Source organism: Actinomycetota bacterium, assembly GCA_005888325.1.
Taxonomy (GTDB): domain Bacteria; phylum Actinomycetota; class Acidimicrobiia; order Acidimicrobiales; family AC-14; genus AC-14.
In genome coordinates this window covers 61,164-71,904 of record VAWU01000018.1, presented here as the reverse complement: position 1 = coordinate 71,904, position 10,741 = coordinate 61,164, and the positions used below count along the sequence as shown (strand labels likewise).

At 67.0% G+C, this 10,741-nt stretch carries 12 protein-coding genes, 1 tRNA gene and 1 pseudogene; 6 read left to right on the top strand and 8 right to left on the bottom strand.

What is annotated here, in order from left to right; all coding sequences use genetic code 11:
- Positions 1-425 precede the first annotated feature (425 nt).
- On the bottom strand, positions 426-1,982 hold the full coding sequence (locus E6G06_05040) for an MFS transporter (GenBank protein TML92789.1): 1,557 nt from the start codon (positions 1,980-1,982) through the stop codon (positions 426-428).
- Positions 1,983-2,119: 137 nt separating this feature from the next.
- On the opposite strand from E6G06_05040, the gene E6G06_05035 reads away from it, so the two are divergent.
- Positions 2,120-2,749 carry a transcriptional regulator gene (locus E6G06_05035; GenBank protein ID TML92752.1) on the top strand — a complete coding sequence of 210 codons (630 nt, stop codon included), beginning with the start codon at positions 2,120-2,122 and terminating at the stop codon, positions 2,747-2,749.
- Between the two features lie 3 nt (positions 2,750-2,752).
- On the opposite strand, the gene E6G06_05030 is transcribed toward E6G06_05035, so the two are convergent.
- A complete protein-coding gene (locus E6G06_05030) occupies positions 2,753-3,328 on the bottom strand; it encodes a hypothetical protein (GenBank protein ID TML92751.1) in 576 nt (191 codons plus the stop codon).
- On the opposite strand from E6G06_05030, the pseudogene E6G06_05025 reads away from it, so the two are divergent.
- The 4 genes and pseudogenes from E6G06_05025 (at position 3,257) to E6G06_05010 (ending at position 5,709) form a co-directional block, all read left to right on the top strand.
- A pseudogene (locus E6G06_05025) lies at positions 3,257-4,263 on the top strand (sigma-70 family RNA polymerase sigma factor). The gene E6G06_05030 and the pseudogene E6G06_05025 overlap by 72 nt on opposite strands.
- Positions 4,264-4,364: 101 nt before the next feature.
- The gene (locus E6G06_05020) at positions 4,365-4,781 is read left to right on the top strand and encodes a hypothetical protein (protein ID TML92750.1); all 417 of its coding nucleotides are present in this window, start codon (positions 4,365-4,367) and stop codon (positions 4,779-4,781) included.
- Complete coding sequence (locus E6G06_05015; GenBank protein ID TML92749.1) at positions 4,778-5,260, top strand: SRPBCC domain-containing protein; 483 nt, start codon at positions 4,778-4,780, stop codon at positions 5,258-5,260. The genes E6G06_05020 and E6G06_05015 overlap by 4 nt, the downstream gene beginning before the upstream one ends.
- Positions 5,257-5,709, top strand: coding sequence for a VOC family protein (locus tag E6G06_05010; protein TML92748.1), 453 nt, complete (start codon positions 5,257-5,259; stop codon positions 5,707-5,709). The genes E6G06_05015 and E6G06_05010 overlap by 4 nt, the downstream gene beginning before the upstream one ends.
- Before the next feature lie 104 nt (positions 5,710-5,813).
- Here the strand turns inward: E6G06_05010 and E6G06_05005 are convergent, their stop codons facing one another.
- Both E6G06_05005 and E6G06_05000 read right to left on the bottom strand, forming a co-directional pair.
- Entirely contained in the window at positions 5,814-6,143 is a 330-nt protein-coding gene (locus E6G06_05005; GenBank protein ID TML92747.1) for a nuclear transport factor 2 family protein, read from the bottom strand.
- Positions 6,140-6,739: a TetR/AcrR family transcriptional regulator gene (locus tag E6G06_05000; GenBank protein ID TML92746.1), complete on the bottom strand. Its 600-nt coding sequence runs from the start codon at positions 6,737-6,739 to the stop codon at positions 6,140-6,142. The genes E6G06_05005 and E6G06_05000 overlap by 4 nt, the downstream gene beginning before the upstream one ends.
- A gap of 115 nt (positions 6,740-6,854) precedes the next feature.
- Between E6G06_05000 and E6G06_04995 the strand changes: the two genes are divergently transcribed.
- On the top strand, positions 6,855-8,369 hold the full coding sequence (locus E6G06_04995) for an MFS transporter (GenBank protein TML92745.1): 1,515 nt from the start codon (positions 6,855-6,857) through the stop codon (positions 8,367-8,369).
- Between the two features lie 643 nt (positions 8,370-9,012).
- Here the strand turns inward: E6G06_04995 and E6G06_04990 are convergent.
- From E6G06_04990 to E6G06_04975, 4 genes are all read right to left on the bottom strand, one after another.
- A complete protein-coding gene (locus E6G06_04990) occupies positions 9,013-9,519 on the bottom strand; it encodes a hypothetical protein (GenBank protein TML92744.1) in 507 nt (168 codons plus the stop codon).
- Entirely contained in the window at positions 9,423-10,052 is a 630-nt protein-coding gene (locus E6G06_04985; protein ID TML92743.1) for a hypothetical protein, read from the bottom strand. Before E6G06_04985 ends, E6G06_04990 begins: the two co-directional genes overlap by 97 nt.
- Before the next feature lie 270 nt (positions 10,053-10,322).
- Positions 10,323-10,399, bottom strand: a tRNA-Ala gene (locus tag E6G06_04980).
- A 25-nt stretch (positions 10,400-10,424) separates the two neighbouring features.
- The gene (locus E6G06_04975) at positions 10,425-10,718 is read right to left on the bottom strand and encodes an ester cyclase (protein ID TML92742.1); all 294 of its coding nucleotides are present in this window, start codon (positions 10,716-10,718) and stop codon (positions 10,425-10,427) included.
- Between the last annotated feature and the right edge of the window lie 23 nt (positions 10,719-10,741).

Genomic DNA, 10,741 nt, shown 5'->3' with positions numbered 1-10,741 from the left:
CCGACACACTCACCGCACTCGACGCGACGCGCTTCGACCTGAAGTACGGGATGGGCGGGCTCCCTCACTCGAAGCTCAACGGCGAGACGACGAGTCGCAATCGAATAGCTTGCGCTGCCAAGGGGGTTCGCTGTGCTCTACATGGTCATCGAGCGATACACGCAAGGTCCACGCCCCGTCTACGAACGCGCCGCGAGTCGGGGATGTTCGTGGCATGGGCAGGGGCACAAGATTGCCTGAGACGAGGCTGGCTTCGCTCTACGACGCATCGGACCTTGGCGGCGAGAAGACGACGCGGGCCAAGGTCATCCGCGAACTTCATTGACGGCAGCCTCCCGGTCATGGACCGTGACGGTCACCACTACCGCGTGCATGGGTTCTCCTCTCGTCGGGATATGGGCCCGGTGTGTGTTACGAGCCGTGGCTTACGCCCCGAATTCGAGCTCAGGCTCGGCGACGGAGGCCGTGGGAACCGCTTCGCTGGCGTCCATCGCGTCTCGCGGTCGAGACGGTAGGAGGGCCGCCGCCATGACCGCGCCGCCGGCGGCGATCGCCGCGGCGAGGCGGAGGCTGCCTTCGAGGCTGCGCAGGAACGCGTCGACGGCGGACGTGGTGAGGTTGTGCGCGGTGGTTGTGAGCCCTGCTTGGTGCAGGTTGCGCGCGGCGATGAGCGCGCCGCCGATGGATCCTTTCGCGGCGGTCGCGGCCTGGGCGGGCAGCTCGGCGGGGATGGTCGTGCCGAGGCGGTGGCTGTAGAGCGACGAGGCGACGCTGCCGATGACGGCGACGCCGAGCGCGGCGCCGAACAGCCGGGTCGCGTCGTTGACGGCGGAGCCGACTCCGGCCTTCTCGGTTGGTACTGCGCCGAGGATTGCTTCGGTGGCGGGTGCCGTGATGAGACCGAGCCCTCCACCGCCGAGGACCATCTGACCGACGATCTCGAGATAGTCGGTCGAGGCGGACACGGTGGAGATCCACAGCAACGCGATGGCCCACATCGCGAGCCCGGTGGCGACCACGGTCTTGTTCCCGATCCGGACGGCGAGCTTCGTGCCGACGACCGCGGCGACCGCGACCGACGACGCGACGGGGAGAAGCCGGATGCCGGTGCCGAGGGGCGAGTAGCCGTGGACGAACTGGAAGTACTGGGTCACGAGGAACGTGAATCCAGCGAGGCTGAAGAAGCTGATGGTGATCGACCCGCTCGCCGCCGAGAAGCGAGGGTTGCCGAACAGTGACACGTCGAGCATCGGACGATCGCTTCGGGCCTCGACATTGATGAACACCGCGAGCAGCGCGAGACCGAGCGCGAAGGCCGCCAACGTCGATGTCGATACCCAGCCCCAGTCGGGGGCCTGGATGATGGCGAACACCAGGGTTCCCATGGCGGCGCACGACAGCACGAGTCCCGGCCAGTCGATCGGCGGTGCAGCGGGGTCTCTCGACGTCGGGACGGAGTAGGCGACTCCGAAGGCGACGAGGGCGGCGAGGGGGACCATGAACAAGAAGACGCTGCCCCACCAGTAGTGCTCGAGCAGCCAGCCGCCGACGATCGGTCCGGCGGCGACGCCCACTCCGGTGGTCGCGCCCCACAGTCCGATGGCTTTGGCCCGCTCGGTTCGTTCCGTGAACACGTTGGCGATCAGCGACAGCGTCGACGGGAAGATCGCGGCGGCCCCGATTCCCATGAAGGCGCGCGCCGCGATCAGCTGTCCGGAGCTCGTGCTGACCGAGCCCGCAAGGCTCCCGAGAGCGAAGATCGCGAGACCGGCGAGCAACGTTCCTTTGCGTCCGATCCGGTCGCTCAGGCTGCCCGCCGCGAGGATCAACGCCGCGAACACGAGGGTGTAGGCATCCACCACCCATTGCAGGTTCGTGGTGGTCGCGCCCAGCTCGCGCACGAGGCTGGGGAGCGCCACGTTCACGATCGTGACGTCGATGTTGATGAGTAGCGCCGCCGAGCAGAGCGCGACCAGCACCAGGGTTTTCCGCGTCGCCGGGGGTGCAGCGGTGGAAGAGATCACGGGCCAGCCCTCCTGTTCGCTGTTGATCGTAAACACGAACTACTTGAGAAAAGCAAGTATTGTGACATGAGAAACACAAGTCGTAGGATGGGGGCATGCGGTCGTATCGCCAGTACTGCGGGCTGGCCCGAGGCCTCGACGTCATCGGTGACCGGTGGGTGCTGCTGATCGTCCGCGAGCTGCTGCCGGGCCCGCGTCGCTACAGCGAGCTGCTCGACGGGCTCCCCGGTATCGCCACCAACCTGTTGGCCGAGAGGCTTCGTTCGATGGAAGCCCACGGGCTCATCGCCCGGCGTGACGATGATCGTTACGAACTGACCGAACGCGGCGACGGGTTGCGGGAGGTGGTCTATGCGATCGGGCGGTGGGCGTATCCGTTGATGGGCGAGATGGCCGAAGACGAGACGTTCCGCAGCCACTGGATCGCGCACCCCATCTCGGCCCTGTTCCCAGGTGAGGACTCGTCTCGGCCAGAGCTGGTGGTCGAGGTCCGCTGTGACACCGAACCGATGACGGTGACGGTGTCGGGCGGACGCGTGCGAGTGACCCACGGACAAGCGCCCGCTCCCGATCTCGTGCTCACCGGCGCTCCCGATGCCGTCGTGGGTCTGCTCGCTCGGCGCATCGACGTCAACGAGGCGAGAGCTCGCGGTGTCGCCATCACAGGGGATGCGCGACGTCTCCGCAAACTTCGCCCCGTTCTGCCTGCTACCGCGAATTCGTGACGATCAACGCTGCGCGGCCTTCGTCTTGAGTTGGGACAGGATGTGGTCGTCGGGCAGGTCGGCGAGCTCGCCGACCTGGACGCCGCCGCCGGACTGCACGCTCGGGCACGCCTTGGCCAGCGCGGCGGCGCCTTCGAGGTCGGCCGCCTCGATGACGCTGTAGCCGCCGAGCTGCGTGTCGGCGCCGACGTCGCCGATCGCGGTCCGCTCGAACACCGGTTGGCCGGGGTCGACGACGTGGTCGGCAAGTCCCTCGAAGAACGATTGCCACGCGGCGATCACGTCGGCGTCGGCGCGCGGGACGTAGCCCTTGGGCTGGTGATAGGTCAGGACGTACTTCGGCATGGTCACTCCTGGTTGATCCAGCGCCCGCGGGCCGGGCGATCGTACGGTGAAGACACCGCCACCGACGAGAACTGGGCGGGCCGCCGCCCAGTTCTCGTGGCGCCCGGTGTCGACATCGGTGTGGCAACGAGGAGAGGAACGCGCCAATGGGAGGCAACGACGATGACCACCGAACTCCTCGACCGCGCCCGCGAGGGAGACGGCGACGCGTTCCGCGAGCTCACCGATCCCCATCGCCGCGAGCTGCAGGTCCACTGCTACCGGATGCTCGGGTCGCTGCAAGACGCGGAGGACGCAGTGCAGGACACGCTGCTGGCGGCGTGGCAGGGCATCAGGACGTTCGAAGGTCGTTCGTCGCTGCGGACGTGGCTGTATCGGGTCGCGACGAACCGGTGTCTGAACGTGCGCCGGGCCGCTGACCGCCGGCCGCCCACGGCGCAGTGGCCCGTGCCGGGTGTGACACCCATCGAGCCGACCCGACTCGGTGAGATCACCTGGCTGGAGCCCTATCCCGACGCACTCCTCGCCGAGGTCCACCACGACCCGGGCCCCGAGACTCGTTACGAAACGACCGAGGCGATCTCGCTCGCGTTCATCACCGCGCTACAACAGCTGCCGCCGCGCCAACGTGCGGTGGTCGTGTTGCGTGACGTGCTCGGCTTCCACGCTGACGAGGTCGCCGACGTGCTGGGGTCGACGGTCGAGTCGGTGACGAGCGCGCTCAAACGGGCGCGCGCGACCCTCACGCTGCGGCTGGACCGTTCCGATGATGACGTCCCCCCGCGCCTCGCTCGGCCGCGGAGGCCGAGCTGCTCGATCGTCTCACCCGCGCCTACGACACCGGTGACGTCAACGCGCTCATCGCGCTCTTGACGAACGACGTCGTGGTCGCGATGCCGCCGTTGCCGCTCGAGTACCACGGCCTCGACCTGGCCTTCCGCTTCCATCACGATGTCGTGTTCCGAGACGGCCGCACGTACCGGTTGATCCCGACCCGCGCCAACGGTGAACCAGCCTTTGGCGCCTACGTGCGCGACCCGTCGGGCGGGCCGAGTCACGCCCTGGGACTGATGGTGTTCACCCTGACCGGCGACCGGATTAAGGCGATCACGCGCTTCGACACCGTGATGTTCCCGTACTTCGGACTTCCGCGGTCGCTCCCGTTCTGATCCCACCGGACCGCCCATTTGGCGCCGCGCCCGGTGTCGACACTGTCATGTCCGACCGTCGAGAACGGGTCACGAGCAGCCTGCGGTCCGGAATCGCGGTCATGGTCGACGTCGCGACGGTGACCGGCGCGTTCGTGGCGATGCTGCGCTTCTACAGCCATGGAGCACACGCCGCCCCCCGAGACCGCAATCTCGATCGGTCCGACGCATTCCGCGAACTGTTCGGCAGGGCTCTAACGGAGTTCAAACGAAACCTCACGGCCTGGAATCGCGGGATGACTGATCGCCAAGTCGAGTCGCTGCGCGCGCTGTGCCGCGACAACGGGGTCGCTTTCGAGCCGGAGCATTACTCCCAGATCGACACCGGCCAGTTCGTCGGCTGGATCGGCGGCTCCTCCTACGCCAAGCCATCGCCGTCAGGAGGAACGCCGTACGTCGGCGTCGATCGGCACGGCCGCGTCACCGGACTCGGTGGCGGCATCGTCCACATCAAAGAACACGAGGAGCCACGCAAGTGACAGACGTTCGGCACGCACCGGACTACGAGACCGTGATTCGGATCAACGGCGCGCCCGACGCCGTCTACGACGCGATCACCACCGCGTCAGGACTTACCGGTTGGTGGACCCGCACGGCCGGCCACGGTGAGACGGACGGCGAGCTCCGGTTCTTCATGAACACACCGGAGCCGCTCGTGATCCACGTCGACGTTGCCACGCGACCGTGGAGCGTTCAGTGGACCGTCACCGACTGCCCGTTCCTCGCCGACTGGGTCGGCACTCGCCCCGTGTTCTCCATCACTTCGGTCGGCGACAACGAGTCCGAGGTCCACTTCCGGCATGTCGGCCTGACGTCCGAGCTGGAGTGCATCGACACCTGCAGCCGGAGTTGGGATCATTTCATGCTCAGCTTGCGCGACTACATCGAGACCGGCGTCGGGAGCCCCATGGGAAGCGACGCGGACATCGCCCGGCGTGAAGCGCAGCGAGCCCGATGACGAAGGTCGCCTTCGGAACTCACGCGTCGGTCCTCGTTCCCCACGCCGCTCGAGACGACATCCGTCGCTTCTACTGCGACGTGCTCGGCGGCGAGATCACCAAGGCCGACCCGGAACGAGACTTCGTCCGCCTCGGGGACGACTTCTACATCGGGTTCCTGTACGCGGACGTCGACGACGCGAGCGACTTTCATCGCAGCGCCAGAGCGATGTGGCTGGAGATCAAGTCCGACAACGTGCAAGCGACGGGCGGCTCGATCCTCGAGTCCGGGCTCGTCCGAGAACTCGACGTACCGGATCCTCACCTCTACTTCCAGGCTCCCGGCGGACAGTGCCTCCGGCTCGTCGGCGTCGATGAGAACATGGCGTTCTACGAGGGGCAGGGCGACGGTCCCGACGTAGCCAAGGTCAAGGAATCCCGAGCGAAGGACGTGGAGGGAAGCCACTAGAGCCCGAGACGATGCGCGCGAGCGGTTTGCGACTCGAGTGTTTGATCCAGCATGTCCGCTGGCGCGATGTCCGCGAACCGTGAGGTTGCACTTGCCGGCGGACGTCAGGGGGCGATATCGAGCTCGGCGATGAGGCCGTCGGTCAGCCTGAATCGGTAGTGCAGGTCGACGACGCCGCCGGGGAAGTTGCCTTCAAGGCGGTTGGTCACAAGCCACGAATTGGCGTCGATGGCGTCGGCACCGGTGAGTGTTCGGGTGTACTTGAACTGCGTCGACGCGCGCGACAGCCAGTCGCGAATCTCGTCGCGGCCGCGGTACTCGTGTCCGTCATCCTTCACGACGGCGTCGAGCGCGAATGCGGCGAGCGCCGTCTCCACGTCACGCCGATCGTGTGCGTCTTGGTATCGAGCAACGACCTCGGGAATCTGACTCACGACTGGTGGCGGAGTCCGTCGAGGATCATGGTAAGCAGGCGGCTGCTCTGCTCCTTGGACAGTGCCGCGTTGATGCACATCGGGCTGACGAGTTGCATCAGCTCCGCGCCGTTGACGTCGGTGCGGATTGCGCCCGCGTCTTGCGCGCGGCGGACGATGCGGTCCATCGCGTCGTCGATGCGCTCCTTCGACCGCAGCTTCAGATCAGGGTGCTTGTCGAACGCCTCGTGTAGCTCGTTGAGGAACGTCCGCTTGCCTTGGGCGTACCGCAGGAACGCCTCGAGGAAGGACACCACTGCCGGCCACGGTTCGAGTTCCGCGATGACCTCATCAGCGGTCGCCACCAACTGGTCGACGTCGTCGCGATAGACGGCCTCGACCACATCGATGCGTTGAGGGAAATGGCGGTACAGCGTGCCGACGCCGACGCCCGCTTCACGGGCGATGGCCTCCATCGACGCGCCGCCGCCTTCCTTCGCGAACACATCGCGGGCGGCCGCGACCAAGCGGTCGTAGTTGCGCTGGGCGTCAGCGCGGAGCGGACGCGCCGCCGGCGCGTCGACGGTCTTGCTGGCGACTCGAGTCTTGCTAGCCACGTCGCATCGACCTCAACCGATCCAGACAACTTGCTAAACGGAGGGGCCCTCCGTATAGTAACCGGAGGAAGCTTCCGCTTAGCCAGAGACTGTACCAGCGGAAAGGCCGAAGTCCATGCCCTCGCCACAAACCTTGTTTCGCCCCTCGCCGGCGTCCCCGACGCGCCCGGCGGGGCCGAGGCTGTTTCTGTTCGTGATCCTCGCCGCCCAGCTGATGGTGGTGCTCGATACGACGATCGTGAACGTGGCCCTGCCGCACATCCAGGAGGCGTTCGGGTTCTCGAGCAGCAGCTTGTCCTGGGTGCTCAACGCCTACATCCTCACGTTCGGCGGATTGCTTCTGCTCGGCGCGCGCGCCGGCGACCTGTACGGACGGCGTCGCGTGTTCCTCGGCGGCATCGCGTTGTTCACCGTCAGTTCCCTCGTGGGCGGACTCGCCGTGACCGGGTGGATGTTGCTGACGGCACGAGCAGTACAGGGAGTCGGTGCCGCGTTGGCCGCACCCTCCGCGCTGTCCTTGCTCACAATGGTGTTCCCGGAAGGAGCTGAGCGGGTCCGCGCCATCGGCCTGTACACCACGGTATCGGCTGCGGGCGGGGCGATCGGTCTCGTGTCTGGCGGGTTGCTCACCGAGTTGGTGTCGTGGCGTTGGGTGATGTTCGTGAACGTGCCCATCGGTGTCGCCATCCTTGTCATCGGTCGCCGGATCCTCACGGAGTCGGAGCGTCGACACGGCCGGTTCGATCTCGTCGGTGCCATCACCTCAACCGTCGGCATGAGCGCGATCGTGTTCGGTCTCGTCGAAGCGGGGTCAGCAGGCTGGAGCAGCGCGCTGACAGTCGGCTCACTGGTCGCTGGGGTGATCCTGCTTGCCATGTTCGTGGCGACCGAACGCAGGGCGGAGGAGCCGGTGCTTCCTCTGCGGTTGTTGGCGCATCCCACACGGTCGACAGCGAATGCCGCACGCGGACTTGTCTACGCCGGCATGTACGGGATGTTCTTCTTCCTCGGCCAGTTCCTCCAGGAGATCCAGGGCTACTCGCCCCTGCGCGCCGGCCTCGCGTTCTTGCCGATGCCCGCCTCGGTGTTCCTGTCCTCGCAACTGACCAGCCGAGTGCTCGTTCGCCGATTCCCGCAGAAGGCCGTCATGCTCCTCGGAATCAGCTCGTCGATGGTCGGACTGTTGCTGGTCACGCAACTGCCGACGTCGGCGTCGTACGCGCTGATCGTGACCGCGCTCGTGCTCATGGGCGCGGGAGCTGGTGTGTCGTTCGTCAGCCTCACGTCCGCATCACTGGCCGATGTCGCACCGGGTGATGCGGGCGCGGCATCCGGTCTCATCAACGTGAGCCAGCAACTCGGCGCCGCTGTCGGTCTCGCGGTCCTGGTCACCATCTTTGACTCGGCAACGCACCACGCGGGCTCAGGGATGACCGCCGACACGTTCGTGCACGGCGTGCGGACCGTGTGCTCTGTCGGCGCGGGGTTCGCCGCTTCCGCATTCTCGCTCGTAGCGCTTCTCGTTCGACCCGCACGGCCGACTGACATCGACGACTTCGAGTTCGACGACCTGCTCATCGACGAAGAAGCCGCCGCACTGGCCGAACACGCCGTCATCGAACTCGTCTAGGAGATACCTACAGAAGGTGCGCAGGCGAAGTGTGCTGGGCAGCCAGGACCCACGGGGACAGCTTCGAGTCGTGATCCAGCTGTGCTGACGGCCACGGTCACGACGTCGACCCGTCTCGATAGATACCTCTACATAGGGGTGTCTTGGAGACGCTCGCGCGAACGACGGCGTACGACGGCGAACTGGTCAAGCATTTGTCAAACGAACCACGACGCACCCACCCGCACCGAGCCGGACGGAGGGCACTGCAGACGAGTAAATCCGGGCGCTGACGTGCACGTACACGGATGTAGGCGGACGACGCCGAACCCTCCATCAGGTCGGCCGTCGTTCTCATAACCCGAAGGTCGAGGGTTCAAATCCCGCCCTCGCCACTCTTTCGGGAGCGGGAAAGACACTCGCGTGATGGTCGGGCGCATCGACGCACATCCGGCTCGTGACGTGAGTGCGGATCGTTGCCTCGGCGAACGTCGAGTCCGAAGCGAGCACTTCCGTGACGATCTCGCTCCGGTCAAACTCCTGGCGGCCGTGCCTGCGCTCCAATCGGGTCAACGCATCGAGTACCGCGTCTCGGCAGGTTCTTCCCACGGGTCCACAGTTCCACGGGACACGCGGGCCTCACAGCAATGCGTTCGCTGTCCTCTCAGGCGGTGGCTTGGTAGAAGCGGTCGTAGAGGTCGGCGTCGGGTGCGATGTAGAGGTCTTGGGTGACGCGCACGGTGGAGTGGCCGAGGAGGCGGGAGACGTCTTCGATGCGGGCGCCGGGTTGGGCGAGAGCCCAGATGGCGAACACGTGCCGCAGCGAGTGGAACGTCCACACGAGGGTGCCGTCGTCGTGGCGGGGCCAGCTCGCGGCGGTGGCGGCCGGGTCGAAGACGTTGCGGCGGTAGTTCGACCGCCGCGCCCAACTGCCCCTCGGTGAGGGGAACAGCAGCCCGTCGGCGGGCAGTTCGGCGAGACGACGTTCGACGAGGGCGGCGAGGTCGACGCCCGCGGGGGTGCGGGCCGGGAACATGGTGGTGCGCTTGCTGCGGCTCTTGGGAGGGCCGAGCTTCAAGCCCTTGCGGGTCTCGATGACCTGGCGGTCGACGACGATGCGCCGGCGGGCGACATCGACGCGATCGGCGGTATGGCGGCGTGCTCTCCCCAGCGCAGCCCCGAGTAGGCGACGAGCAGCACCTCTAACTCACGCCACCACAGCTGCGACCGCGTGGCCGCCGCGACGGCGACGGCGTGGACGGCGGCGGCGGTCGGGATGTCGGCCTCCTCGACCAGCCGGCCATGTTCGAGGGCCGGGTCCTCACCCGCCTCGTCGCGCCAGTGCACGCCGCGCAAGACGTCCTGGCGGGCGAGCAAGAAACCTTCCTCGAGCCCGGCGGCGACCAGCGCCGTGAGACAGCGGCGCAGATGGTCGGCCACCGAACGCGTTGACGCCCGATCGAGGATGCGTTGGAAATCGGCGCGGGTCAGCCGGCCGCACTCGACCGAACCGAGCACCGGGGTCACGAACCGCCGGCAATACGACTCCTGCTCCTCGCGATGACGCTCCGACCAGGGCCGCCCCCGCGCCGGCCGACGCGTCGCGTCCAAGTAGTGCGCGACCAACGCGCTGCCGGGAGCCCGGCCCAGGTCGGTCGGCGCGCCCAACCCGAGCCGGTCGACCAGCTCGGCGGCCTTGGCCACCGCCGCGTCACGCGACCCAGCCGTCGTCTCCCGACGACGACCATCCTCCCGCCACCGCACCCGCCAATACCCCCCGCCTCCGGCGGCGGATACGCGGTGACCCCACCCGCAAACACCAACGTCTCACGCTGGCCGCGGACCTGTGCTGTCTTTGCCATGACGGCCTGCGCCACACCCACAACAGGTAGTGGGGGAAACTTGGGGGAGAATCACCTGACTCGGGAACCGACGTCCGTACGACCGGTTCGTACCTGCTGAACAGGCAAGTTGTGGTGGAGACGATGGGACTCGAACCCACGACCCCCTGCTTGCAAAGCAGGTGCTCTAGCCAGCTGAGCTACGTCCCCGCGGGTCCCCAGGCTACGCGCCCGGTCAGGTGACGCCGAGCTGATCGAGGATCCCGAGGTTGTCGTAGTACTGCCGCTCTCGCCGGATCAGCCCCTCGGTCGTCTCCAGCACCACCGCCACGGAGAACGAGATGGTGAGCCCGGTGGCAGGGAGCTCGGAACCGTCCGGCATCTCGAGCGGGCCTTCATGCGTGCCGGTCCACGTCATCTCGAAGGCCACGTCGTCTCCGTCGGCCAGCACCGACCCCAGTGAGATCCTTGCGTCGGGGAACGCCGAGAGCGACGCGTCGAAGCCACTGATCATCTCGTCGACGGACATGGCGATCGGGCTGTCGGGATTGA